This window comes from Stenotrophomonas sp. CC22-02, from assembly GCF_004365115.1.
Taxonomy (GTDB): Bacteria; Pseudomonadota; Gammaproteobacteria; order Xanthomonadales; family Xanthomonadaceae; genus Stenotrophomonas; species Stenotrophomonas forensis.
The window spans coordinates 916,477-942,369 of sequence record NZ_SOCO01000001.1; the positions used below are offsets into that span (position 1 = coordinate 916,477).

Sequence of the window (25,893 nt, forward strand, 5' to 3'; positions counted from 1 at the left end):
CCGCTGGCCGGCACGCGCGTCAATAGGTGATCGTCACCTGTACCAGATCGTTGTAGGTGCCGGCAGGTGGCTGGCCGGTGACCGGCGGCACCCGGCCATAGATGGTCAGCTGCTGCGCGCTGCCACTTCCGGTGCCGCCAACGGTATCGACGTTGAGGGTATTGCCCCAGCGCAGGCTGCGTGCCGAATCGCGGTAAAGCTCATAGGTGAGGTAGTAGGTGCCGGTGCCAAGGGTGGTGGCCATGCGCCGCGTGCTGGTGGCGGCAGGGTTGTTCTGGCCGTTGTTCAGGCTGATCTGGTAGGCGGTGTTCTTCAGGCAGGTCAGGGTCAGCGTGGCGGTCTGGTCGATGTTGGCGGGGATGCCCCCGGTGACGTTGCCGAAGTTCATGTTGGTGGTGACGTAGCTGCCGCATTGCGGCAGCACGTTGGCGGTGGCGGTGAAGCTGAACGCGGCGCTGGCGCTGTTGGTGCCGGTGGCGCCGCCATTGCAGGTGGCCGGCACGGTGGCGGTGCCGAGCAGCACTTCGTTCCAGGCCCAGGTCAGCACCACGCTGGCGCCGCTGAAGGTGCTGCTGTACGCACCCGAGGCCAGGATCTGATTGGCCGGGATCTGGGCGAACAGCTGCGTGGCCTGCGTGCCGTTGCCGCCGGTCAGGGGCACGTTGTAGGTCAAGGTCAGTTCCTGCGCGGGCGGTGTGCCGCGCGGGGTCAAGCCGGTCACCTGGCTGAAGTTGGAGGTGTTGTAGAGCTGGAAATTCATGCTGTCGCTGCTGCCGGTCTTCATCGTCCGCCAGCTGGCGCTGCTGCCGCCACCGCTGCCGGCGCCGATGCCCACGCACACCCGCACCCCGGTGGTGGCCAGCAGGCTCAGCGCGGAGGTGGTGCAGTTCACCGTGATGTTGAGCGTGCCCGTGGTTGCGCCCGGCGCATTGCTGTTGACGTTGCCGAACGGCAGGGTCGGGTCGGCGATGGCCGTGCAGACCGCGATGGCGCGCGCCGGTGCCGCGGCCAGCAGCCCGGCCACCAGCAGCAGGCCAAGCAGCAGCATCCTCATGGCGCCACCTCCGGGATGCAGTGCAGCGGTGCCGGCTGCGGCCGCGCGCCGGACGCCACCACACTGGGCAGGTCCGGCACCTTCAGCCGGCACTGGCCGCGGCTGGTGGTGACGTACAGCATGCTGCCGGCGGCCACATCCTCGAGGTAGAGCAGGCCGTCATAGCCGACGGTCGCCTGGCGGCCATCGGGCAGCTGCACTTCGCTGCCGACCTCCAGCGGTTGGCCATCCATGCCCAGCAGGGTCAGGCTCAGCGAGGGCCGCGAACGCAGCTGGAACGTGACACGGGTGCCTGCGCGCTGGCGCGGCGTTACCCAGTCCTCGATGCGGTCGGCGCGCATGTCCTCGGGCAGGTCGAGCGTGTCGATCGAGACCCGGTTGCGCTGCCACGACAGAAGCGGGCTGACCAGCAGCAGGCCGCGATCATCGGTGACGCCGATCAGGCGGTTCTCCAGTCGTACCGGCACGCCGCCGACGCCGTTGGTGCTGATCACCGCGAACGCATCGGAGACCTCGCGGGTGGCGAAGGCGTGCCCGCCCATCCACACCAGGCTGCCGCTGGCACTGGCGTAGGCATAGTTGAGGCCGCCCTGGCGCGACGCACCGAACGAGTAGCGGCCGACATCGTTGAGGATGCCGACCTCGGCCAGGCCGCCATTGCCGTCTTCGCCATGACGGACCTGGGCGCGCCAGCCGACACCGCCGGCACTGCCATCGCCCGGCACCGGCTGGGTGACGTCGACCACCCAGCTCTGGCTGTCGCCATTGCGCTGGCTGGACAGGCTCGTCTGGCGGTTGTTGCCGAGACTGGCGGTCACCGACAGATAGATGCTGCGGTCGTCGCTCTGGTCCAGGTTCTGGTTCACCGACAGGTAGGCCGACCAGCGCTGGCTCCAGGTGCGCGACCAGAACAGGCTGGCGTAGCGGTTGTCCTCGCCATCGGGATAGCGCAGGCGCAGGTAGCTGGCGCTGAGCGTGCCCAGCCGCAGTAGATCCATGCCGACCGTGGCCTGTTCGCTGATGCTCGGCGGCAGGTCGCCCTGCAACGCGCCCAGGTCGCGGTAGTCGCCGTGGCTGCGCACGCTGCGCAGGTTGACGTTGAGGCGGCGGTTGTTCCAGCTGTAGCCCAGCGCCCATTGCCCGCCCTGCAGGCCGTGGTAGTCGCTGTGCGCGTAGGCGGCATTGAACACGCCGGCGCTGCCGAGAAGCCACCAGCCGCCGAGGCCGGCCTGGGCCAGGCCAGCGCCGCCTTCGGCATGTGCTTCGCCAGTGAATGCATCGCTGACGCCGCCACGCCAGCTGGCGCTGGCAACCGTGCGGTCGTCGTAGGCGAACGAGCGCTGGCCGAAGTCTTCGCGCAGATGGCCGACGCCGAGCGACCAGTCCGACAACCCCTTGGCCAGCAGCTGCTGGGTGCCATAGAAGCTGAAATCCAGCGTCTGCATGCGGCCGAACGCATCGGTCACCACCACCTGCGCGCTGCCGGTACCGCTGATGCCGGGTTGCGCGGCCAGCTGGAACGGACCGACCGGCACCTGGCCGCTGTACTGGCGCAGGCCGTCGACATACAGCTCGACCGTGGAGGGCACCACCGCCTGGCCGAGGAAACTGGGGGTGGGAGTCAGCACGCGATACGGCTGCAGGCCATAGTTGCGGCCGATCTGCAGGCCGCCCAGGCGCACCGGCCGGGTCCAGTCGACGAAGCCGCTGTAGAAGTCGCCAACCTCCAGGGTCATTGCCTGGTCGGGGAAATCCAGGCTCCAGCGCGTATCCAGGCGCACGCTTTCGCCACGCCAGCGGCGGTCGCCGGGCTGCTGGTAGCGACGGCTGATCGCGGTGTTCTCGAAGGTGCCGTTGCCGATGCCGAACAGGCGCAGTTCCGAGCTCAGGCTGAGATTGCCGAGCGTGTCCACCCGGCTGCCATACACGTCGTAGTTGAACAGCACACCGGGCGATGCACTGCCGGCAGGCGCGCGCGCCTGCGGGCGGCTGAGCACGGTGGTCGGCAGGGTCAGCTGGTCCAGCGGTACGTCCAGTGCCAGGGTCTGCATGTGCGCGTCATAGCGCACCACCGCCCCGCTGATCTGGTCCAGGTACACCGGCGCGTCGCCGCTGGCATTGAAGCCGAGCTGGCGCAGCACTTCGGGACTGGCCTGCAGGCGACCGCGATTGTCGGTGAATGGCAGCAGGCCACGCGGTGTGCTGTTGAGCGATACGTCCAGATAGAGCGTCTGGCTGGCGGTGAGCGGGGTGGGGGGCGGCAGGATGGCATCGGCGGACACGCCGGATACATCGGCAGCCCCGGTGGCCCCTGTGCCGGACACATCGGCGGCCTCGGTCGCCGCGGGAGCCAGGGCAGCAAGCAGCGCGCCCATCAACGCCTCAGCGAGCCGGTGGTGGCGACAGTGGCGTCTGTTCCGACTCGCCATTGAGCTTGGCCGTGATCTGGTCGTTGTCGCGGTCGATCGCCGTGCGTTCGAGTGGCCAGCGCATCATCTGGCCGGGCAGCACGTAGCCCAGCAGGCCGGGATGCACGATGCGCGGGCGCTTGGCGCTGCCCAGCGCGAGGTCGGCGATCTGCGCGTAGCTGTCGCCGGAATTGGACACCTCCACGCCGTCGCGGCCATCGTCCAGCCGCACCAGCCGGGCCTGCAGCCGTGCGGCCAGCTTGCCCGACGCCGGTTGCACGAACACCGGAATCGAATAGCGCAGCACGAACTGCATGCCGTCGGTGCGGGTGGACAGGTCCGGCACCTCGTCCACGATCAGCCGGTAGTACTGCTGGGCCGGCGGCGGCTCACGGGTGGGCCGCATCACCCGCACCAGCTGCTGCTGTCCGGCCGCCAGTTCCTGCATCGGCGGGGTGGCGACCAGTTCATCGGTGGGCAGCAGCTGTTCCTGCCCGTTCTGCTGGACCCAGCGGAACACACGCACCTGCAGCTTCACTGGTGAGGTGCCGCTGTTGGTCAGCCACAGTTCGCCGGCGCGTTGGCGGGCTTCCAGCTGCAGGCTGGTGGGGGCCACCTGCAGGCTGGTGGCGCCTGCCATGGGGGCCGCCAGCAGGCAGAGGGCGAGCAGCGCCACGCCGGCGGCGCGCCACGGGCGGGATCCGGCCATGCGGGCGTGCTCCATCAATACGTGATCGTGGCGGTGACCGTATCCAGGTAGTTACCGGTGGCCGGGTTGTTGGTGCTCAGATTCAGGATCTGGCCGTAGACGATGTAGGGCACCGCCAGGCCGGTGCCGATGCCGGCCTGGGTGTTGGTGCCGGTGGTGGCCCCCCACACCAGCGTGTGCGCCGCATCCTGATACAGCTGGTAACCGACATAGTTGTTGGCGGTCACCGCCGCATTGGTGTTCTTCATCCGGCGGGTGGTGACGTCATTGGCGGTACTGGCGTTGGCGCCCGCATTCAGCGAAATCGTGTACGGGGTCAGCGCCGAGCACTGCGCGGTCACTGTGCCCTGGCCCAGCGTGGGCGTGGCGGTGGTGGAGGCGGCGGTGCCGAAATCCACGTTGGTGGCCGCCGCAGCGGTGATGGTGCACGCCTTGGTGACGATCAGGGTGACGTTGAAGTTGGTGGTGTCGGCGGCAAGCACCGGGCTGGACGCCAGGAGCCCGGCCATGGCCCAGGCCAGCGGGGAACGAACTGGGGATCGCATGGACAACCTCCCTGACCCGAAGGTCTGTTGAACAAGGCGAAGACGGCACGATCGGTGCCGCTTTGACGACGCTGGGGCCAGCTTAGGCAGCGCAAGTGTCTGTAATCCGTGATAAATAGGGATCCGAAAGGGCGGAGTCCATCACGCTTTCACTTTCCTTGCCGGAACCGTGCATGGCCTGGATCGCCAGTTGGGTGGCGTTCGTTCAGATTGCGGCCGGATCAGCGATAATGGGCGCCATGAGCGTGAATCTGAAAACCCCGCAGGAAATCGAGATGATGCGCATCGCCGGCCGCCTGGCCAGCGAAGTGCTCGACATCGTCACCCCCCACGTCAAGCCCGGTGTCACCACCGAGGAACTGGACCGCATCTGCCACGACCACATCGTGAACGTGCAGGGCGCCATTCCGGCCAACGTTGGCTACCGCGGCTTCCCCAAGACCGTGTGCACCTCGGTCAACAACGTCATCTGCCACGGCATTCCCAGTGAAGGGAAGGTGCTCAAGGATGGCGACATCGTCAATATCGACGTCACCGTCATCAAGGACGGCTGGCACGGCGATACCAGCCGCATGTACTTCGTCGGCACGCCGTCGGTGATGGCGCGCCGCCTGGTGGAAACCACCTACGAAGCCATGTGGCGCGGCATCCGCGCGGTGCGTCCGGGCGCCACCCTGGGCGACATCGGCCATGCCATCCAGAGCTATGCCGAAGGCGAGCGTTTCAGCGTGGTGCGCGAGTACTGCGGCCACGGCATCGGCAAGGTCTACCACGACGAACCGCAGGTGGTGCATTACGGCCGCCCGGGCCAGGGCCTGGTGCTGCAGCCGGGCATGACCTTCACCATCGAGCCGATGATCAACGAGGGCACCCGCTACAACAAGGTGCTGCCGGACGGCTGGACCGTGGTGACCAAGGACCGCAAGCTGTCGGCGCAGTGGGAGCACATGATCGCGGTCACCGAGACCGGCGTGGATGTGCTGACCCTGTCGCCGGGCGAGTCGCAGGTCTCCTGAGGATGCTGCCGGCGAGTTCGCTGCTGGACACGCCGGCCGCGTCGCTCAACGACCCGGACTGGGCTGCTGCCGCGCGCCAGGCGCTGCAGCAGGCCGACGCGCGCCTGTACCGCCGTTTCGACCAGGGCGACAACATCGAACGCCTGCTGGCGCTGCGCGCACGCGCAGCCGACCATCTGATCCGCCTGGCCTGGCAGCGCTGCCTGCCGGCAGACAGTGGCCTGTCATTGTTTGCGGTGGGCGGCTACGGCCGCGGCGAACTGTTCCCGCGTTCGGACATCGACCTGCTGGTGTTCGGCGAGCCGCCGGCACAGCTGGCCCACGAGCCGGCACTGGCGCGCCTGTTCGCACTGCTGTGGGATTGCGGACTGGCGGTCAGCCATGCCGTGCGGTCGGCGGCGCAATGCCGCGAGGCGGCGGCCGACCAGACCGTACTGACCGCGCTGATCGAGGCGCGCCCGATCCTGGCCGAAGAGGCCACGCGTCGCGCCCTGCGCGAGGCCATCGATGATCGCGAGCTGTGGCCGGCGCGCACGTTCTTCCTGGCCAAGCTGGAAGAACTGCGCAACCGCCATCAGCGCTTCGGTGATACCGCCGACAACCTGGAGCCGGACCTGAAGGATGGCCCCGGCGGCCTGCGCGATCTCAATACGCTGGGCTGGATGGCGCTGCGCGCGTTTGGCGTGCGTGACCTGGAAGCGCTGGTCGGGCTCGGCCACCTGGGCGCCGACGAAGCGGCCGCGCTGAAGCGCGAACGCGCGGTGCTGGCGCGGCTGCGCTTCGGCCTGCACCTGGTGGCGCGCCGCCCGGAAGAGCGCCTGCGCTTTGATTACCAGAAGACCCTGGCCGCGCGCCTGGGCTTCGAAGACGATGCCGAGAATCTCGGTGTCGAAAAGATGATGCAGGGCTTCTATCGTGCCGCACTGGTGGTGCGCCGGATCAGCGACCGCCTGCTGCAGCGCTTCGAGGAACAGTTCGACGGCGAGGCGCAGCCGGAACCGCTGACCGTGGGCTTTTCCCTGCGGCGCGGCTACCTGGCGGCCAACGATGCCGACTGGCCGCGTGGCGATATCGGCCAGGTATTCGCGCTGTTCGCCAGCTGGGCCAACAATCCGCAGGTGCGCGGCCTGCATTCGCTGACCGCACGCGCGCTGGCCGAAGCGCTGCCCGTGCTGCCGGCCTACGACGTGGCCGACGCCGATGCGCGCGAGCAGTTCCTGGCATTGCTGCGTGGCCAGCGCCCGGTCGACACGCTTTCGCGCATGGCGCGGCTGGGCGTGCTCGGGCAGTGGATTCCCGCGTTCGCCCAGGTCAGTGGGCGCATGCAGTTCGACCTGTTCCATGTCTACACCGTCGACCAGCACACGCTGATGGTCCTGCGCAACATCGGCCTGTTCGCCAGCAGTCGTGCCGACGAGCGATTCTCGATCGCGCATGAAGTGTGGCCACGCCTGCGCAAGCCGGAATTGCTGCTGCTGGCCGGCCTGTTCCATGACATCGCCAAGGGCCGTGGCGGCGACCATTCGGAGCTGGGCGCGGTGGACGCGCGCGCGTTCTGCCAGGCCCATGCGCTGAGTGGCACCGATACCGAGCTGGTGGCATGGCTGGTCGAACAGCACCTGCGCATGTCGGTGACCGCGCAGAAGCAGGACATCGCCGATCCAGTGGTGATCCATCGCTTCGCCACTCTGGTCGGCAGCCGCGACCGCCTCGACTACCTGTACCTGCTGACCTGTGCCGACATCGCCGGCACCAGCCCCAAGCTGTGGAACGCGTGGAAGGACCGCCTGCTGGCCGATCTCTATTTCGCCACCCGGCGCGCGCTGCGCGAAGGGCTGGAGCATCCGGTTCCAGCGGCAGAGCGCGTGGCCGAGGCGCGTGACAGCGTGCGCGCGCTGGTGCGCGAGCAGGGCTACGACGATGCCACCATCGACCGCCAGTTCGCGGTGATGCCCGACGAAGGCTTCATCCGGCTGCGGCCGGAGCAGCTGGCCTGGCAGGCGGCCGCGCTGGTGCCGGTGAAGCAGGGCCAGGCGCTGGTGAAGGTGCGCCGGATCAGCGTCGACGACCCGGCACTGGAAGTGTTCGTGCATTCGCCGGACCGCGACGGCCTGTTCGCCGCCATCGTGATGACCTTGGACCGCAAGGGCTATGGCATCCACCGCGCGCGCGTGCTGGATGGCCCTGCCGACACCATCTTCGATACCTTCGAGGTGAACCCGGCCGATGCCTTCGCCGATGGCAGCAGCGCCAACCTGGAGGCTGCGCTGCGCGAGGCGCTCAGCGGTGACCTGACCCGACTGCGGCCCTCGCGCCGGGTGGTGCCACGGCAGCTGCGCCATTTCCGCTTTGCCCCGCGCATCGAGTTCCGCGATGAGCCCGGCGCAACCCGTTTTGCCCTGGTCGCCCCCGACCGTCCCGGCCTGCTGGCCGACGTGGCGTTCGTGCTGCGCAACCAGGGCCTGCGCGTGCATGACGCGCGCATTGCCACATTCGGCGAACGCGCCGAAGACACTTTCGTGATCAGTGACGAACACGACCTCCCCCTGACTGAACCTGCCCGGCAGCAGCTGCATGACGCGATGCTGGCCTGCCTGGACCCTGATCGAAACGCCGGAGACCCCGCCTGATGGCCACCAAGCCCGCCAAGAAAACCGCCGCGACCGCTAAGAGCGCAGCGGCCAGGAAACCTGCCGCCGTGCCGGCCGCGAAGAAGGCCGCCGCGCCGAAGAAGGCCGCTGCGGTGAAGGCCCCGGCGAAGAAGGTGGCTGCACCGAAGAAGGCGCCGGCCAAGAGCGCCGAAGCCGCGCGCGCCGAAACCATTGCCCGCAAGTCGCTGCGCAAGCCGGCCGCGCCGGGCGTGGAAGAGCTGAAGTTCGGCATCGAGAGCGCCTTCGAGCGCCGCGCCACGCTGACCCTGCATGAGCTGGAAGGCTCGACCAAGCCACTTGTGAACCGGGTGATCGACGGCCTGGAAAGCGGTGAGTTCCGGGTTGCCGAACCGGACGGCCACGGCGGCTGGAAGGTCAACGAGTGGCTGAAGAAGGCCGTGCTGCTGTACTTCCGCGTCAACGACATGGCGGTGGTCGATGCGCGCCCGGCGCCGTTCTGGGACAAGGTCGAATCGCGTTTCGCCGGTTATGACGAAGCGAAGTTCCGCCGTGGCGGCGTGCGCGTGGTGCCGGGCGCGATCGCCCGCCGCGGTACGTACTTCGGCAAGGACGTGGTGCTGATGCCGAGCTTCACCAACATCGGCGCCTATGTCGGCGAAGGCACCATGGTCGATACCTGGGCCACCGTGGGCTCCTGCGCGCAGATCGGCCAGCACTGCCACCTGTCCGGCGGCGCCGGCATCGGCGGCGTGCTGGAACCGCTGCAGGCCAGCCCGACCATCATCGAAGACCACTGCTTCATCGGTGCGCGTTCGGAAGTGGTGGAAGGCGTGGTGGTCGGCCACCACAGCGTGATCGGCATGGGCGTGTTCCTCAGCCAGAGCACCCGCATCTACAACCGCGCCACTGGCGAGATCAGCTACGGCTACATCCCGCCGTACAGCGTGGTGGTGTCCGGTTCGCTGCCGAGCAAGGACGGCACCCACTCGCTGTACTGCGCGGTGATCGTCAAGCAGGTCGATGCGAAGACCCGCAGCAAGACCAGCGTGAACGACCTGCTGCGCGGCCTGGCCGACTGAAGGTGACGGCGCCGGAAGACCTGGCGCAGTCCGCGATCTACCGGCATCCGTCCGACACCCTGTTCGGGCGGATGCTGCCTCGCCTGCTGCACGCCCCACGCTGGACCCGGCTGCGGCGTGCGCTGTCGCGGCGCTGGCCGCTGCCGGCGCTGGTCAGCGATGTGCGCGACGTGGTGTATGTGAGCTGGTGGGTCGATGTGCGCCATGCGCCGCCGCCACCGCCGGGCCATCACTACGTCGTGCATGAAGGGCGTACGCCGTACACCATCCTCAGCTACCGTCACGGGCACTTCGGCCCCGCGCTGGCCGGCCCGCTGCGCGCGCTGATGCCCTCGCCACGCCAGAGCAACTGGCGCTGGTATCTGCGCCGTGACGATGCTCCGGACGGGACGCCGGTGGTGCTGTTCGACCGCAACGTGATGGACCAGCTGGCCTTCGTGGCCGGTGCACGCGCGTTCAGTGATGCGATGCAGCCACATCTGTCCACGCGTTTCGAACACCAGATACGCGCCGATGGCGGCGGACAGACCTGGATCGAAGGCGGGCAGGGCAGTGCCCCGGCGCTGCATCTGCAGTGGCGCGCCGCCGAAGGCTGGAACCCTTCGGCATGGGCCGGGTTCTGCGATGGCCAGGACGCACGGCTGCGATTCCTGACCTGCCAGGACGAGGCCATCGCACGTACCTGCGATGGGCGCTGGGCCAGCACCCGCATCGATCTGCCGGTGGATATCACCCGGCTGCAACCGCTGCAGCTGGAGGGCGCAGCGCACTGTCCGCGCCTGCAGGCGATGGGCGTGAACCTGGCCGAAGGGCTGGCGCTGCGCCTGCCGGCGGTGCCGTTCCGGGTCGTGTCCGAGCGCCTGTTGTGAGATTCTGGCCCTCTGTTTTCCAGCATCACAGATGGCCATGAGCACCACTGTCTACGGTTTGAAGAACTGCGATACCTGCAAGAAGGCGACGAAGTGGCTGGACCGCTTCGGCGTGCCGTACACCTTCGTCGACTACCGCGACAACAAGCCCAGCCCGGAAACCCTGCTGGAATGGGCCGCGCAGCTGGGCGGGCTGGCGGCGATGGTCAACAGGTCCTCCACCACCTGGCGGCAGCTGCCGGACAACCGCAAGGCGGCCGAGTCCGATGCTGAGTGGAAGCTGCTGCTGCGTGAGTACCCGCAGCTGATCAAGCGCCCCGTGTTGGTGACCGCCGACGGTACGGTCAGCCAGGGATTCAGCGACAACGGATTCAAGGCACGCTTCGGCGTGGGCGGCGCATGAGCGCCGTCCTCGACCTGACCTGCGAGCTGATTGCACGCCCCTCGGTGACGCCGGACGATGCTGGCTGCCAGGCGTTGCTGGCGGCACGACTGAAGCGGGCCGGGTTCCACTGCGACCCTCTGCGCCTGGGCGAGGTCGACAACCTGTGGGCGACCCACGGGCACGGCGCGCCGGTGCTGGTGCTGCTGGGACACACCGACGTGGTGCCGCCCGGTCCACGCGAGGCATGGGCGAGCGACCCGTTCACGCCGACAATCCGTGACGGCGTGCTGTATGGCCGTGGTACGGCCGACATGAAGGGCAGCGTTGCTGCGTTCGTGGTCGCCGCCGAGCAGTTCGTGGCCGCGCACCCCGATCATCCCGGTACGCTGGCGGTGCTGTTGACCAGCGACGAAGAAGGCGACGCGATCGATGGCGTGCGCCATGTGGCACGGCTGTTCGCCGAGCGTGGCCAGCGCATCGACTGGTGCATCACCGGTGAGCCTTCGTCGACCGCGACGCTGGGTGACCTGCTGCGTGTCGGCCGTCGCGGCAGCCTGTCGGCCAAGCTGCGCGTACAGGGCGTGCAGGGGCATGTGGCGTACCCGGAAAAGGCGCGCAATCCCATCCACCAGGCCGCGCCGGCACTGGCCGAACTGAGTGCGCGGCGCTGGGACGAAGGCTACGAGAGCTTCCCGCCGACCAGCCTGCAGATCTCCAACATCCATGCCGGCACGGGCGCCAACAACGTGATTCCCGGTGAGCTGGAGGTGGATTTCAACATCCGCTACAACCCGCACTGGGACGCGCCGAAGCTGGAGGCGGAGATCGCTGCACTGCTCGACCGGCATGGCCTGCAGTACACGCTGAAGTGGCATCGCAGTGGCGAACCGTTCTACACCCCGGAAGGCACGCTGCGTGCCACTGCGCGTGCCGTGCTGGCCGAACACATCGGTCGTGCGCCGGAGGAAAGCACCGGCGGTGGCACCTCCGACGCGCGCTTCATCGCACCGCTGGGTGCGCAGTGCATCGAAGTGGGGCCGGTCAACGCCAGCATCCACCAGGTGGACGAGAACGTGCGCGTGGACGAGCTGGAAGCGCTGCCGGGGCTGTACCAGCGGCTGGTGGAACGGCTGCTGGTGTGAGGAAGGTGGGTGCCGACCGTTGGTCGGCACGCCTCCGGCTGGGGCTGCTTCCTTGTAGAGCCGAGCCATGCTCGGCTGGCTTTTCCTGGCAGAAGCAGCCGAGCATGGCTCGGCTCTACTACTCCGAGAAAATGAAGAACGGCGGCTCGATCGCCTTCTTCCAATAGCTCGGCGCGGCCATGTAGAAGTGCTGCGCCTCGGCCCTGGCGAACCATTGCGTCGCTGCATCGGTATTTTTCTCCACGCCCGGCGCGCTCCGCCCCAGCAACAGCCCGGCAAAGTACTGGCCGAACACATTGCCCTGCTCACCGGCACGCTGGTACAGCTGCAGGGCGCGCGCCGGATCGCGCGGCAGGCCTACGCCTCTTTCCAGCAGCGCGCCCAGGTCCACCTGCGCTTCGGCATCGCCGCGCTCGGCGCGTCGCTGGATGCGGGCCACCAGCGGGTGCACGGTGCCGGCGTGCGCGGCCACCGCATCCGGCAGTCGCGAGGATCGGCTTGGATAGCGCTGGTAGATCATCGCGCGCAGGTCCCAGCGCAATGCCAGCTGAGCGTCGCTGCGCGCGCGATAGGCAGTGGCGAGTTCATGGAACGCGTAGGGATTACCGTGGTTGGCCGCTGCCAGGTAGGCGCGTTCGCCACGTCGCCACGACGCACGCAGAACCGGTGCAGGATCGATATGGGGGCTGTCGGCATGCCGCAGCGTGCCGGACGTCCAGATCCGGCCCAGTGCTTCTTCCGCCTTGGTGTTGTGGAAGGTCCAGGGCGTGATCGCGGTGGCGCGCTCGTAGTACGTGATCGCACGCGGATCGTTGAAGTGCTCGAAGGTCTGCGCGGTGTTCCAGGCACCGTCGAAGCTGCCGTCGGTGCCGCGTTGCTCCAGGCTTTGCTGCTGGGCTGGCGGCAGGGGCGAGGGCGGGGGCACGGTCTGGCATGCGGCCGGGCCCAGGCAGAGCAGGGCGGCCAGCGCCCCGCTGCGTCCATTGCGGTGTTGCATTCCAGTTACACATTGCAGGGCGGGCCATTATGCGCCGCCAGGCGGTCCGGCTGGTTGCCGACGCAACTGTTGCACCGTACCGGAAACCGGGGTAGGGTCGATGTCATGTCGATCCGCCCGGCCACCGCCGTCAACAACAACCGCAATAATCTGCGCGCGAATAATCGTGCGCGGCCGATGCGGGACTGCGCCCTGGGTAGATAGACAGCAACATACGCCCGGACACCAGAAAACCCGCATCGGCCGATGCGGGTTTTTTTGTGCCCGGGCGCAGCCCCACCCGGGCCTGGATGGCCGGTCGAACACCTTCCCACCCGTGAAATCCCCCAACAGGAGCTCCGCCATGTGTTCGATCTTCGGAATCTTCGGCCTGCAGGCCGGTGACGATCTTCCCGCCCTGCGCCGCCATGCGCTGGAACTGTCGCAGCGCCAGCGCCACCGCGGCCCGGACTGGAGCGGCGTGTACCTCGACGAGGGCGCATTGCTGGTCCACGAGCGGCTCGCCATCGTCGATCCAGCCGGCGGCTCGCAGCCGTTGCTGTCGGCCGATGGCCAGCTGGCGCTGGCGGTGAACGGCGAGATCTACAACCACCAGCAGTTGAAGGCCGCACTGACCACCGCCTATGACTTCCAGACCGGCTCGGACTGCGAAGTAATCAACGCGCTGTACCGCCAGGGCGGATCGCCGGCGCAGTGGCTGGAGCAGCTCAACGGCATCTTCGCCTTCGCGCTGTGGGACCGTGACAGCGGTCGCGTGCTGGTGGCGCGCGATCCGGTCGGCGTGGTGCCGCTGTACTGGGGCCATGATGCGCAGGGGCGCCTGCGCGTGGCCTCGGAGATGAAGGCGCTGGTCGACTCCTGCGCCGATGTCGCGCAGTTCCCGCCAGGCCATTACTTCGACAGCGCCAGCGGCGAACTGGTGCGCTATTACCAGCAGCCGTGGCGCGAGTATGCGGATGTGCAGGGCCGCCAGGCCGACCTGGCCGAACTGCGGCAGGCCTTCGAGCACGCGGTGGAGCGCCAGTTGATGAGCGATGTACCGTACGGGGTGCTGTTGTCCGGTGGCCTCGATTCCTCGCTGGTCGCCGCGGTGGCCGCACGCTACGCGCGCCGTCGGATCGAGGACGGTGGGCAGACCGAAGCCTGGTGGCCGCGCCTGCACTCGTTTGCGATTGGGCTGAAGGGCTCGCCCGATCTGGCTGCTGCAGCGGTTGCCGCCGAAGCGCTGGGCACCGTGCACCACGGCTTCGAATACACCTTCGAAGAAGGCCTGGACGTGCTGCCGGAAGTGATCCGCCACATCGAGACCTATGACGTCACCACCATCCGCGCATCGACGCCGATGTTCCTGCTGGCGCGCCGGATCAAGGCGATGGGAGTGAAGATGGTGCTGTCCGGCGAAGGTAGCGACGAAATCTTCGGCGGCTACCTTTACTTCCACAAGGCGCCGGATGCGCGCGAATTCCACGATGAGCTGGTGCGCAAGCTCGATGCGCTGCACAACTATGATTGCCTGCGCGCCAACAAGTCGATGATGGCCTGGGGCGTGGAGCCGCGTGTGCCGTTCCTGGATCGCGAATTCCTCGACGTGGCGATGCGTTTCGACGCCGCGCACAAGATGGTCGGTGCCGGGTTCGGTGGCCGTCGCATCGAGAAGGCGGTGCTGCGCGAAGCGTTCGACGGCTACCTGCCGGACAGCATCCTGTGGCGGCAGAAGGAACAGTTCAGCGATGGCGTCGGCTATGGTTGGATCGACGGGCTGAAGGCACACGCCGAGGCGCAGGTGAGCGACCGTGTGCTGGCGGCGGCGGACAAGCGCTTCGCGCACAACCCGCCACAGACAAAGGAGGCGTACTACTACCGCCACCTGTTCGAGCAGTTCTTCCCCAGCCGTGCGGCTGCCGAAACCGTACCGGGCGGCAAGTCGATCGCCTGTTCGTCGCCGGCGGCGATTGCATGGGATGCCAGCTTCGCGGCAGCAGCTGACCCGTCCGGGCGTGCGATTGCCGGCGTACACGAGCAGGCGCTGGCCTGACAGGAAGCCTCCCGAGGGATCGCCCGCGCTAAACGAATGGGTGGGTTGACTCTGGATCAGCCGGCGCAGAAATGCGCTGGCTGTCATGCCATTGCAGGAGCATTCGAGACGGTCCGGCATAGATCCGCGGCAGTGCTTTCGAGAGTTTTGCCCGCCTCGATCAGAATGCCATCACGACGTTTCCCGACGAGCACTGTGTCGATGAGGAAATAGAGTGTGGCCTGGTCGGGACTGGAAATGCCGTTCTCGGTGTCAATCGTGATCCTGTCGTCGATGCCGAGGTGCTGTGCAATCGGGCATATGTCCGGACGCGCGCGCTGGCGCTCTGACAACCAGGCTCTGAGCTGATCGAAATCGACGGAAAGCAACCTGCGCAGGACGCCTTCCTTGAGAAAAGGGCGATTGCTTTCGGAGATCTCGATGTACGTGTACCAGTGCTGGTCTGAATCGAACGTCTCCGCCATTATCCTTGGAGGCTGGTTGATGTTGTGCTTGATGACGTTGTTGATCTCCGAATACAACTGAAATCGAAGCCCTTCACCTGTGAACGCATTGCTGATGAGTGGTTGGATGTAATGGAAGTAGGTACTTACCTGCTTGAGCGGCCAGCCCGGCAGGTTCTTCTCATGTTCTCGAATGAGCTTTACACCGAGCTTTTTCAGTCGTTCCTCGATGGATGCCGCGTGCAACTCAAGCCAGAACTCGGGGCGGTCTGTGTCGGAGTTCTCTTTCCACTTTTCCCTGTAGTTTTCCAGGAATTCTCTGAAGGCAACGCGGGGATCCTTGTTCTTTGCATCGGATTTTTTCGACGACAGGAATGGGCGCTTGATCCAGTCATGTTGCACAAGGGTGATGTTCTGCTCTGGAACACCGATCCGTATCGCACAGAGCATCGCGTAGTAGTCGGTAAGCGACGACATCGCGGCGAGGATGGCGTCCGCCAGTGCAGCTTGGCAGTGGGCAGCAGCTTCTGCCTTTTCCTTGGCAGGATCAGCAGACCGAGGGCGAGTCAACTTCGCTTTGCGGTGCTTTTCGCGTGCGAGATTCTCATAGACCGCGATGCAGGCTGATCTGTAAAGGCGCCGAAGCTGCAGCAGCTTTGCGCACTGGCTTTGGATGCTGGCACGTACAGCCGTTTCCAGAGATGTCTGCGACATGGATCTGCCTAGATGATCGAGAGGCTCTGGACTGTAAAGCGGAACTCCCAGGCTGTCTTTAGGAATGGCTGCAAAAGCCAACTCGCTGATCGCGACTGCCTCAGCCTGGGCATTACCGTGCAGGCACCAGCGTCATCACATGCTGGGCCTTGCCCGGCAGGAACGGGGTCGGGCGGCCATGCACCCAGTCTTCGTGGCCGGCACCCCAGTAGGGGGACAGTGGATGACCGCTCTGACCGCCGGGCATGTGCACGATGCCGTCGGCCTCGTGGCCGGGCGAGACCACCATCCGCTCGGAGGCGCCGAAATTCGGCGTCTGCACGCGCGGCATGTCGCGGTCGCCGGGCAGGCGATCGGCCGGCATGCACAGCCAGCGCTTTGCGAAGTCCGGCAGCGCGCGTGCGATCGGATGGCAGATCGCCGCGGTGTTGCGTTCGCCCCAGCTGCGCTGGGCCAGCGGGCCCTGTTTGGACAGTTCGCCCTCGGTTCGTCGTGCCGCATCGACCAGCAGTGCGTCCCAGCTGTCGAAGGCGGGGGGCAGCAGGTTGGCCGGGCGCTGCTGCAGCATCGGCCAGGCGACGCCTTCCAGCTGCGCCAGCCGCGGGTCCAGGTAGTCCTCTCCCAGTCGAGCGTTGGCCGGGGCCAGTAGTGCGTCAGACAGCGTCTGCATTACCTGCGAGCGGAACTCGCGCACCACCCGGTAGCTGACCGAGCTGGACGAGGCGCGGCCGCCCCATTGATGGCTGGCCTCTCCCAACCGCTTCAGCGCGGGATCGTCACTGCGTTCGATAACGTCATGCAGCAGTGCCCACCAGCGCTGCAGGAACACCGCACGGTCGTCGAGCTGGATTGCCAACAGGTCGTGCTCGTCGAAGCGCTCCTGGATGGCCAGCAGGTCGCGGATCTGCCGCGCACGGGCGCCGAGGTCATAACCACCATGGCCGACGCTGGCCAATGCCTCGCCGTCGAGGACGCGGCCGTTGGCGGTCCACAGGCGATGATCGGGTGGGTCGATCAGTGCCGGTGCGGCGTCGCTGCGGATCGGCCAGGGCGCGCAGTCCTGGTTGCTGGCGGCATTGAAGCCGGCCGGTGCACAGCCGGGACCGCGGTCGGGGCGGGCGCCGATCAGGCGCCAGGCGATGCGTCCGCTGCGGTCGCCGATCACCAGGTTCTGCGCGGGGATGCCGGCCTGGTCGGCGAAGTGCAGGGCGGCTTCCAGATCGCCGGCACGGGCCAGGTCACCAAAGTCCAGGCGCACCGCACCCGGCAGCTGCGCGACCCAGCGCAGGGCATCGCCGCTGCCATCGGCATGCGTGTGCAGGATCGGTCCCCAGGCGGTCTCGCGCACCGGGAACAGCACGTCGGCCTGGCCCGCCACCGCGATGCGCTCGTCATGCACGGTGACCGCAGCGTTGGCCGGTTCAGTGCGGTAGTCCGCCGTGTCGATATAGCTGTTGGTGAAGCCCCAGGCGACATGCCCGTTGCTGCCGACGATCACCGCCGGCAGGCCGGGCAGCGAGAAACCGGTGACATCGACCTGGCCGCCCGCGGCCTGCGGGTCGGGGTAGCGCAGGCGCACGCGGAACCACAGCCCCGGCGCGCGCAGGCCCAGGTGCATGTCATCGGCGACGATGGCGCGGCCGTCGGCGGTCAGTGCACCGGATACGGCGAAGTTGTTGCTGCCGACCGCATCGGCCTCTTCCTGCCCGGTGCCCGGCTTTCCCTGCAATGTGCGCAGATCAAGCTGGCTGGCATCGGGCAGCACGGCGTTGCCGGTCGGTTCGCCGAACAGGGGCGCATCCCATTCGCTGCCATCGTGGGCGAGCAGGGCGTACAGCGCCGGCGGCACCACCGCGCGGATGCGGCTCAACGCCAGCTCGGTCTGGTTGCCCGGATCCTGCAGGTCGGCGTACATGGCCAGCCCGGTGAGCACGCTGTCGCTGGCCCGCCAGGGCTGCGGCGCCTGCCGCAGCAGCAGGTACGCCCATGGCCGCACCGGGAGTCCGGCCAGTCCCTCATTGACGCCGGCGACGTAGGCGCCCACGGCCTCGCTGTTGCTGCCCAGCGCGGCCTGCATGTTGGCCTCGGTACGCGCGCGCAGGCGATGCACGCGCATGCGCTTGTCGGCGTCGATGGCCTTCGGCCCGAACAGCGCCGACAGCTCGCCCGCGGCACTTCGCCGCATCAGGTCCATCTCGAAATAGCGTTCCTGCGCATGCACGCGGCCCAGCGCACGCATCGCGTCGGCCTGGCTGCCGGCGGAGATGGTGACCACGCCCAGCGCGTCGCGCTCGACGGTGACCGGCTTGGCCAGGCCCGGCAGCGCATGCTCGCCGTCCAGGTCGGCCAGGCTGCCGCGCAGCAGCAGCCACAGCACCAGAACGGTGACCAGCACGATGGCGATCAACACGCCCAGCACCCAACGCCATGTACGTCGCATCGCACGTCCTTTCCACGCTCGAGGGTCGATTGTAGCCGCAGGCGCAACTGCGACTGATTCCGATTAGATCACCGTCGCCGGAAATGCGTCACCCTATGCCGCATCGATTCACAGGAGCCCCCCCATGAAAGGCAACCCGGACGTCATCGCCTGCCTGAAGGAACTGCTGCGCGGCGAGCTTGCTGCCCGCGACCAGTACTTCATCCATTCCCGCCGCTACGAGGACCAGGGTCTGTTCGCGCTGTACGAACGCCTGAACCACGAGATGGAAGAGGAAACCCAGCACGCCGATGCGCTGCTGCGCCGCATCCTGTTCCTGGGCGGCGACCCGGACATGCGCCCGCATGCCACCGAGCCGGGCAAGACCGTGGAGGAGATGCTGCAGAAGGATCTCGATACTGAATACGCGGTTCGGAACAATCTCGCTGCCGGCATGAAGCTGTGCGAAGAGAAGGGTGACTACGTGAGCCGCGACATGCTGCTGGCGCAGCTGAAGGACACCGAGGAAGACCACGCCTGGTGGCTGGAGCAGCAGCTGGGCCTGATCAAGCGCATCGGCCTGGAGCTGTACCAGCTGAGCAAGATCGACGGCAACGGCGCCCCGGCGCACTGAGCCGCAGGCGCTGGGCAATTCCCGGCGACCACCCGGTAGAGCCGACCGCTGGTCGGCTGCTCTTCAAAAAGCAGCCGACTAACAGTCGGCTCTACCAGGAGCCAGAAGCAGCCGACCAGCGGTCGGCTCTACCAGAAGAAGCACAAAGTTCTGTCGCCCGCCAGCACCGGAGCATCGCCAGCCAGCCTTCGCCCGCCAGCTGCTCCACCGCCCGCCAGCCGACAACGAAAAAGCCGGGGCATGCCCCGGCTTTTTTGTGCCTGATCTCCGGCAAAGCGTGTCAACCAAGGTTGACACCCACCTCAACCAAGGTTGACACCCACCAGGGGCAGGGCCCCACCCCCTATTCCACCGACAAGCCTTCCACCTTCTGCCAGCCGCGCGGCAGCAGGTGGCCGCGGGTGGCGCGGGCGCCGAGGTAGGCGTCCAGCTCGTTGAACTTCAGGCCCATGGTGCGCTGGCCGGCGCGGACCTGCAGGGTCTGCCCCGGGCTGATCGCCACGATGGCGACCACGCGTTCGGTGGCGAGCTTGGCCTTCGGGATCTCGATGATCTTGTTGCCCTTGCCCTTGTCCAGTTCCGGCAGGTCGTTGGCAGCGATCGCCAGCAGGTTGCCGGAGCTGGTCACCGCCACGATGCGATCGGTGGCGACGTTGGCGACCACCGACGGGGTCAGCACCGACGAACCGGCCGACAGGTTCAGCATCGCCTTGCCGGCCTTGTTGCGGCCGATCAGGTTCTCGAAGCGGGTGACGAAGCCGTAGCCGTGGGTGGAGGCCAGCACGAAGCGCGTCTCCGGCTCGGCGCTGGCCAGGGTCACGAAGCTGGTGCCCGGCGCCGGCGAGAAGCGGCCGGTCAGCGGTTCACCATTGCCGCGCGCCGAAGGCAGGGTATGCACCGGCGTCGAGTAGGCGCGGCCCTCGCTGTCAAGGAACGCGACCTGCTGGGTACTGCGCGCGCGCACCGCGCCCTGCAGGGCGTCGCCATCGCGGTAGGACAGGGCGGACGCATCGACATCATGGCCCTTGGCGGCACGGATCCAGCCCTTCTCCGACAGCACGACGGTCATCGGCTCGCTCGGTACCAGCTCGGTCTCGTCGATGGCCTGCGCGGCCTGGCGCTGCACCAGCGGCGAACGGCGTGCGTCGCCGAACTTCTTGGCATCAGCGGTCAGTTCGTCGCGGATCAGCTTCTTCAGCTTGGCCTTGCTGTCGAGGATGCCGAGGATCTTCTCGCGCTCCTTGGCCAGCTCGTCCTGCTCGCCGCGGATCTTCATCTCTTCCAGGCGGGCCAGCTGCTTCAGCTTGGTTTCCAGGATGTACTCGGCCTGGTCGTCGGACAGGCCGAAGCGCGCGATCAGCGCTGCCTTCGGTTCGTCCTCGGTACGGATGATGTGGATCACCTCGTCCAGGTTGAGGAAGGCGACCAGCAGGCCTTCCAGCAGGTGCAGGCGGCGCTCGACCTTCTGCAGGCGGTGCTGCAGGCGGCGGGTGACGGTATTGCTGCGGAAGGTCAGCCATTCGCTGAGCAGCATCTTCAGGTTCTTCACCTGCGGACGGCCGTCCAGCCCGATCACGTTGAGGTTGACGCGGTAGCTGCGCTCCATGTCCGTGGTTGCGAACAGGTGGCCCATCAGCTGCTCGGCGTCGACGCGGTTGGAGCGCGGCACCAGCACCACCCGCACCGGGTTGGCGTGGTCGGACTCATCGCGGATGTCTTCCAGCCACGGCAGCTTCTTGGCGCGCATCTGCGCGGCGATCTGCTCGATCACCTTCGACGGCGACACCTGGAACGGCAGCGCGGTGACCACGATGTTGTTGGCTTCCTTGGTGAAGGTCGCACGTGCACGCACGCTGCCGTTGCCGGTCTCGTACATGTTCCGCAGATCGCTGGCCGCGGTGATGATCTCGGCGCTGGACGGGTAGTCCGGGCCCTGCACGTGCTCGCACAGGTCGCGCACGCTGGCCTCGGGGTTGTCCAGCAGGTGCAGCAGCGCGCTGACGATCTCGTTGAGATTGTGCGGCGGCACGTCGGTGGCCATGCCCACGGCGATGCCGGTGGTGCCGTTGAGCAGCAGGTGCGGCAACCGTGCCGGCATCCAGGTCGGTTCCTGCAGGGTGCCGTCGAAGTTCGGCGCCCAGTCGGTGGTGCCCTGGCCCAGTTCGCCCAGCAGTACTTCGGCGATCGGGGTCAGCTTGGATTCGGTGTAACGCATCGCCGCGAACGACTTCGGGTCATCGCTGGAGCCGAAGTTGCCCTGGCCCTCGATCAGCGGGTAGCGGTACGAGAACGGCTGGGCCATCAGCACCAGCGCTTCGTAGCACGCGCTGTCGCCGTGCGGGTGGTACTTGCCGATGACGTCACCGACGGTGCGCGCGGACTTCTTCGGCTTGGACGCGGCATTCAGGCCCAGCTCGCTCATCGAGTAGATGATGCGGCGCTGCACCGGCTTCAGGCCGTCGCCGATGAACGGCAGGGCGCGGTCCAGGACCACGTACATCGAGTAGTCGAGGTAGGCGCGCTCGGCGTACTCACGCAACGGCAGTTGTTCGAATCCGTGGAACACGGGGCGGGCAAGTTCGGTCATGCGGCGTTGTTACCTGTTGTCGGGAGGCGGCGACGGCGGTCGCCGCTCGCAATCCTGTGATTATCCGGATGCGGCGGGGGATGCCAAGCCGCGCGCAGGGTCCAGCCCGGTTTCCAGGCCATGCCCGGCGCGTGCCAGGTAGCGCCCGGGTGGCAGCCCGAAGTGGCGGCGGAACACGGTGACGAAGGCGCTGGCGCTGCTGAAGCCCAGCGCATGGGCGATATCGGCCACGCTGCGGCCATCGGTCAGCTGGCGCAGGGCCTCGGACAGGCGGGCCTGCTGCCGCCACTGGGCGAAGCTGAGGGTGGTCTCGTCGCGGAAGTGGCGGGTCAGGCTGCGCGGGGAAAGTCCGGCCCAGTGCGCCCATTCGGCCAGGCTGCGCTCGTCGGACGGGTCGGCCAGCAGCTGCGAGGCGATCTTCAGCAGGCGCCGGTCATGCGGCATCGGCAGGTGCATGCGCTGGCGCGGGGCGGTGCGGATCTCGTCCAGCAGCACGTCGATGATGTGCTGGCGCTCGGGCGTGGTGGCATAACCCAGCGGCCATTCGCAGATGCGATCGGCCAGCGCCTGTGCCAGCTTGGACAGGCCCAGCACGCACGGATCGGAGGGCAGGGTGGCGCAGGCAGGCGCCGCCAGGGCCATGCCCCAGCCGCGCAACGGCCCGTCGAGGGTGACCGTATGTGGCTCCAGCGGCGGCATCCAGCCGGCCGAACCCGGGGCCAGTGACCAGGTGCCGTGCGAAGTACGGGTGGTCAGCAGGCCGCGCTCGACACAGATCAGCTGCGCGCGCTGGTGGTGGTGCCAGTCAACTTCGCGGACCAGGCCCTGCGGGCTGTCGAAGCGGAAGGCGACGACCGGTGGGCCATCGTTGCGCTCGAACCAGTCCAGCGCGTCGTCACGCAGCAGGCGCTTGGGAGGGGGGATTTCTGCCTTGTTCATCATATCCGCTGGCTGAAATGTGTCATCCATTGGCTGGATTGTACTACCGGGCCACCTGACCAGATCATTAAGGTAGGCGCCTTCACTGATCGAGCCCGCTGCTGCAACACAGCATTCGATGCCAGATCGAATATTTCCATTGAGAAATATTTTTTTTGGAAGAGAATGCTCCCCCATGATCTGTCCTGCAACCACTCCCCCCAGCTTCGGCCTGCTGCTGCGCCAGGTGCGCGACGGCCTGGTCCGCCAACTCGACGCGTCCATGGCTGAAGAAGATCTGGGCATCGGCTTCACCCACTACATCGGGCTGAAGGTGCTTTCGCACATGGCCCCCTGTACCGCCAACGAACTGGCCCAGGCCATCGATCAGGTGCCCAGCGCGGTGACCCGCCTGCTGGACAAGCTCGAGGCCTTGGGCTGTGTCCGCCGCGAGCCGCATGCGCAGGACCGGCGTGCACTGCAGATCGTGCTGACCGACGAAGGCCGCGCATTGTGGGCGCGGCTGAAGCTGCGCGGCGATGCGGTGATGGATTACGCCCTGCGCGATCTTTCCGCCGATGAGCGCACGCTGCTGCTGTCCCTCCTTACCCGAATCCGCGATTCACTGACGACCCCATGAACCCGATCCCGCATCCCACTCTCCGCCGGTCCGGGCGCGCGCTGCTGGTGTCAGCGCTGGCCCTGGCCCTGGCCGCCTGCGCCAGCAGCCGCGGCCTCACCCCGCAGGGCCACGTGCTTGAGGTGGACAGCCTGCACAGCGAACGCACCCTGGCCGACACCGACCTGAGCGCCACCGGTTTCCCGGCGCAGGACTGGTGGAAGGCACTGGGCGACGCGCAGCTGGACGCGCTGGTCGCTGAAGGCCTCGCCGGCCACCCGAGCCTCGATGCCGCCGATGCACGCCTGCGCCAGGCCCAGGCCCAGGTCGGCACCGCACGTGCCGATCAGCTGCCCAGCCTGTCGGTGTCCGGTGGCTACACCGGCCTGCGCCTGCCCGAGTCGATGGTCGGCAGCGAGATGGGTGGCCGCTACGGCGGCAGCAGCCAGGTTGCCTTCGACTTCAGCTACGGCGTGGACCTGTGGGGCGGCAAGCGCGCCGCCTGGGAAGCGGCCGTGGATGGCGCGCATGCCGCCACGGTCGAAGCCCAGGCGGCACGCCTGAACCTGTCCACCGGCATCGCCCAGGCCTATGCCGACCTGGCCTATGCGTGGCAGCTCAATGACGTGGCCGAGGAAGAACTGACCCGCTCGCAGAAGTCACTGCAGCTGACCCGCCAGCGCCGCAGCGCCGGCATCGACAGTGACCTGCAGGTGCGCCAGGCCGAGGCCCGCGTGCCGGCCGCGCAGCAACAGGTGCTGGCCGCGCAGCAGCGCATCGACGCTGCCCGCACCGCGCTGGCCGCGCTGGTCGGCAAGGGGCCGGACCGGGGCCTGTCGATCCAGCGCCCGCAGCCGCTGAACCCGATGGCGTTGCAGCTGCCGGGCGTGCTGCCGAGCGAACTGCTTGGCCGTCGCCCGGATATCGTGGCTGCGCGCTGGCGCGTGGAAGCGGCCGACAAGCAGATCAAGGTCGCCAGGACCAAGTTCTACCCGAGCTTCAACCTGACCGCGCTGGCCGGCGTGGTCGCCCCGAACGTGGGTGATCTGCTGAAGAGCAGTTCCACCTTCGCTTACATCGGCCCGGCGCTGAGCCTGCCGATCTTCGAAGGCGGCAAGCTGCGCGCCAACCTGGCCAACACCGATGCGCAGTACGACCTGGCGGTGGCCAACTACAACCAGGCCGTGCTCGATGCACTGCGCGACGTCGCCGACCAGGTCAATGCGGTGCGTTCGCTGGCACAGCAGGCGCATGCGCAGCAGCAGGCCGTGGACACCGCACGTTCGGCCTTCGACCTGGCCCAGCAGCGCTACCGCGCCGGCATCGGCAGCTACCTGGACGTGCTGACCGCGCAGTCCACCCTGCTGCAATCGCAGCAGCAGCTGGCCGGCCTGCAGTCGCAGCAGGTGCAGACCTCGGTACGCCTGAGCAAGGCCTTGGGCGGTGGTTTCCAGCCCGCTGACGCCGACCGCGCCCCGATTGCCTCCCATTCCGATTCCTCGCATTCCTGAAGACCTCCGCCATGAGCCAGACCCAAGACACCGCGGCCCCGGCCGCCTCCAACCGCCGTGGCAACCTGCTGCGCGGCCTGTTCGTGATCGTCGTGCTGCTGCTTGCCGCACTGGCGCTGTGGTACTTCATGTTCGGCCGTTGGTTCGAAGAGACCGACGATGCCTATGTGCAGGGCAACCAGGTGCAGATCACCCCGCTGGTGGCCGGTACCGTGGTCGCCATCAACGCCGATGACGGCATGCGCGTCGAGCGCGGCCAGCTGCTGGTGCAGCTGGATCCGTCCGACACCTCGGTGGCGCTGCAGCAGGCCGAAGCCAACCTGGCCAAGACGGTGCGCCAGACCCGCGGCCTGTACCGCAGCGTGGAGGGCGCGCAGGCAGACTTGAATGCCCGCCAGGTGACCCTGAAGCGCGTGCGTGACGACTTCGCCCGCCGCAAGGACCTGGCCGCCACCGGTGCCATCTCCAACGAAGAACTGGCCCATGCCCGCGATGAGCTGGCGGCCGCCGAAGCGGCCGTGGCTGGTTCGCGCGAGACCGTCGAGCGCAACCGCGCGCTGGTCGACGACACCGTGATCGCCACCCAGCCGGACGTGCAGGCAGCGGCCGCGCAGCTGCGCCAGGCCTTCCTCAACAACGCCCGCGCCGGCATCGTCGCGCCGGTCACCGGCTACGTTGCCCGTCGTTCGGTGCAGGTCGGCCAGCGCGTGCAGCCGGGCAATGCCCTGATGGCCGTGGTGCCGACCGAGCAGATGTGGGTCGAGGCCAACTTCAAGGAAACCCAGCTGCGCCACATGCGCCTGGGCCAGGAAGTGGAGCTGAAGTCCGACCTGTACGCCGGTGACGTGAAGTACAAGGGCCGCATCCAGAGCCTGGGCCTGGGTACCGGTTCGGCGTTCTCGCTGCTGCCGGCGCAGAACGCCAGCGGCAACTGGATCAAGATCGTGCAGCGCGTGCCGGTGCGCATCGCCATCGATGCCAAGCAGCTGGCCGAGCACCCGCTGCGCATCGGCCTGTCGATGAAGGCCGAAGTGAGCCTGCGCGACCAGAAGGGCGAAGTGCTGCCGAGCGCGGCGGCCAAGGGCACGGTGTTCGACACCGACGTGTATGCCAAGCAGCTGCATGATGCCGATGGGGTGATCCACACGATCATCCAGGGCAACCTGCCGCAGCAGCAGGCGAAGGCGGGCTGAGGTC

The 25,893-nt window shown here is 67.5% G+C and carries 20 protein-coding genes; 11 read left to right on the plus strand and 9 right to left on the minus strand.

Annotated elements, in window-relative coordinates; genetic code table 11:
* Nucleotides 1-19: 19 nt before the first annotated feature.
* From N440_RS04350 to N440_RS04365, 4 genes are read right to left on the minus strand one after another with little or no spacing between them, the layout of a single operon-like run.
* Nucleotides 20-1,054, minus strand: a complete 1,035-nt coding sequence (locus tag N440_RS04350; protein ID WP_133934209.1) for a spore coat U domain-containing protein — start codon at nt 1,052-1,054, stop codon at nt 20-22.
* On the minus strand, nt 1,051-3,429 hold the full coding sequence (locus tag N440_RS04355; RefSeq protein WP_133934210.1) for a fimbria/pilus outer membrane usher protein: 2,379 nt from the start codon (nt 3,427-3,429) through the stop codon (nt 1,051-1,053). Before N440_RS04355 ends, N440_RS04350 begins: the two co-directional genes overlap by 4 nt.
* A 7-nt stretch (nt 3,430-3,436) precedes the next feature.
* Nucleotides 3,437-4,186 carry a molecular chaperone gene (locus N440_RS04360; RefSeq protein WP_133934211.1) on the minus strand — a complete coding sequence of 250 codons (750 nt, stop codon included), beginning with the start codon at nt 4,184-4,186 and terminating at the stop codon, nt 3,437-3,439.
* Nucleotides 4,186-4,716: a spore coat U domain-containing protein gene (locus N440_RS04365; RefSeq protein WP_133934212.1), complete on the minus strand. Its 531-nt coding sequence runs from the start codon at nt 4,714-4,716 to the stop codon at nt 4,186-4,188. The genes N440_RS04360 and N440_RS04365 overlap by 1 nt, the downstream gene beginning before the upstream one ends.
* A gap of 230 nt (nt 4,717-4,946) precedes the next feature.
* On the opposite strand from N440_RS04365, the gene map reads away from it, so the two are divergent.
* From map to dapE, 6 genes are read left to right on the plus strand one after another with little or no spacing between them, the layout of a single operon-like run.
* The gene (gene map / locus N440_RS04370) at nt 4,947-5,732 is read left to right on the plus strand and encodes a type I methionyl aminopeptidase (RefSeq protein WP_006427380.1); all 786 of its coding nucleotides are present in this window, start codon (nt 4,947-4,949) and stop codon (nt 5,730-5,732) included.
* A 2-nt stretch (nt 5,733-5,734) separates the two neighbouring features.
* A complete protein-coding gene (locus N440_RS04375; RefSeq protein WP_133934213.1) occupies nt 5,735-8,362 on the plus strand; it encodes a [protein-PII] uridylyltransferase in 2,628 nt (875 codons plus the stop codon).
* Entirely contained in the window at nt 8,362-9,423 is a 1,062-nt protein-coding gene (gene dapD, locus N440_RS04380) for a 2,3,4,5-tetrahydropyridine-2,6-dicarboxylate N-succinyltransferase (protein ID WP_133934214.1), read from the plus strand. The genes N440_RS04375 and dapD overlap by 1 nt, the downstream gene beginning before the upstream one ends.
* A 2-nt stretch (nt 9,424-9,425) precedes the next feature.
* Nucleotides 9,426-10,292, plus strand: coding sequence for a hypothetical protein (locus N440_RS04385; RefSeq protein WP_133934215.1), 867 nt, complete (start codon nt 9,426-9,428; stop codon nt 10,290-10,292).
* A gap of 31 nt (nt 10,293-10,323) precedes the next feature.
* Nucleotides 10,324-10,695, plus strand: coding sequence for an arsenate reductase (locus N440_RS04390; RefSeq protein ID WP_208322779.1), 372 nt, complete (start codon nt 10,324-10,326; stop codon nt 10,693-10,695).
* On the plus strand, nt 10,692-11,819 hold the full coding sequence (gene dapE / locus N440_RS04395) for a succinyl-diaminopimelate desuccinylase (RefSeq protein WP_133934217.1): 1,128 nt from the start codon (nt 10,692-10,694) through the stop codon (nt 11,817-11,819). The genes N440_RS04390 and dapE overlap by 4 nt, the downstream gene beginning before the upstream one ends.
* A 118-nt stretch (nt 11,820-11,937) precedes the next feature.
* Here the strand turns inward: dapE and N440_RS04400 are convergent, their stop codons facing one another.
* Nucleotides 11,938-12,816: a tetratricopeptide repeat protein gene (locus N440_RS04400; RefSeq protein ID WP_133934218.1), complete on the minus strand. Its 879-nt coding sequence runs from the start codon at nt 12,814-12,816 to the stop codon at nt 11,938-11,940.
* A gap of 343 nt (nt 12,817-13,159) precedes the next feature.
* Between N440_RS04400 and asnB the strand changes: the two genes are divergently transcribed.
* The gene (gene asnB, locus N440_RS04405; protein ID WP_133934219.1) at nt 13,160-14,851 is read left to right on the plus strand and encodes an asparagine synthase B; all 1,692 of its coding nucleotides are present in this window, start codon (nt 13,160-13,162) and stop codon (nt 14,849-14,851) included.
* 83 nt (nt 14,852-14,934) lie between these two features.
* Here asnB and N440_RS04410 read toward each other — a convergent pair whose 3' ends face one another.
* Both N440_RS04410 and N440_RS04415 read right to left on the minus strand, forming a co-directional pair.
* Entirely contained in the window at nt 14,935-16,008 is a 1,074-nt protein-coding gene (locus N440_RS04410; protein WP_133934220.1) for a hypothetical protein, read from the minus strand.
* Nucleotides 16,009-16,120: 112 nt separating this feature from the next.
* Nucleotides 16,121-18,448, minus strand: coding sequence for a penicillin acylase family protein (locus N440_RS04415; RefSeq protein WP_133934221.1), 2,328 nt, complete (start codon nt 18,446-18,448; stop codon nt 16,121-16,123).
* A gap of 124 nt (nt 18,449-18,572) precedes the next feature.
* On the opposite strand from N440_RS04415, the gene bfr reads away from it, so the two are divergent.
* Nucleotides 18,573-19,061, plus strand: coding sequence for a bacterioferritin (gene bfr / locus N440_RS04420; RefSeq protein ID WP_004151115.1), 489 nt, complete (start codon nt 18,573-18,575; stop codon nt 19,059-19,061).
* 343 nt (nt 19,062-19,404) lie between these two features.
* Here the strand turns inward: bfr and parC are convergent, their stop codons facing one another.
* Both parC and N440_RS04430 read right to left on the minus strand, forming a co-directional pair.
* Nucleotides 19,405-21,648 carry a DNA topoisomerase IV subunit A gene (parC, locus tag N440_RS04425; RefSeq protein WP_133934222.1) on the minus strand — a complete coding sequence of 748 codons (2,244 nt, stop codon included), beginning with the start codon at nt 21,646-21,648 and terminating at the stop codon, nt 19,405-19,407.
* Between the two features lie 60 nt (nt 21,649-21,708).
* The gene (locus N440_RS04430) at nt 21,709-22,590 is read right to left on the minus strand and encodes a helix-turn-helix transcriptional regulator (RefSeq protein ID WP_049456750.1); all 882 of its coding nucleotides are present in this window, start codon (nt 22,588-22,590) and stop codon (nt 21,709-21,711) included.
* Between the two features lie 172 nt (nt 22,591-22,762).
* On the opposite strand from N440_RS04430, the gene emrR reads away from it, so the two are divergent.
* Genes emrR through emrA form a run of 3 tightly spaced genes read left to right on the plus strand, consistent with a single transcriptional unit; the run spans nt 22,763 to nt 25,889 of the window.
* The gene (gene emrR, locus N440_RS04435; RefSeq protein ID WP_005408766.1) at nt 22,763-23,206 is read left to right on the plus strand and encodes a multidrug efflux system transcriptional regulator EmrR; all 444 of its coding nucleotides are present in this window, start codon (nt 22,763-22,765) and stop codon (nt 23,204-23,206) included.
* Nucleotides 23,203-24,696 (plus strand): multidrug efflux transporter outer membrane subunit EmrC, encoded by a 1,494-nt coding sequence (gene emrC / locus N440_RS04440; protein WP_008265781.1) that lies wholly within the window; start codon nt 23,203-23,205, stop codon nt 24,694-24,696. Before emrR ends, emrC begins: the two co-directional genes overlap by 4 nt.
* An 11-nt stretch (nt 24,697-24,707) precedes the next feature.
* Nucleotides 24,708-25,889: a multidrug efflux MFS transporter periplasmic adaptor subunit EmrA gene (gene emrA, locus N440_RS04445; protein ID WP_133934223.1), complete on the plus strand. Its 1,182-nt coding sequence runs from the start codon at nt 24,708-24,710 to the stop codon at nt 25,887-25,889.
* Nucleotides 25,890-25,893 lie beyond the last annotated feature (4 nt).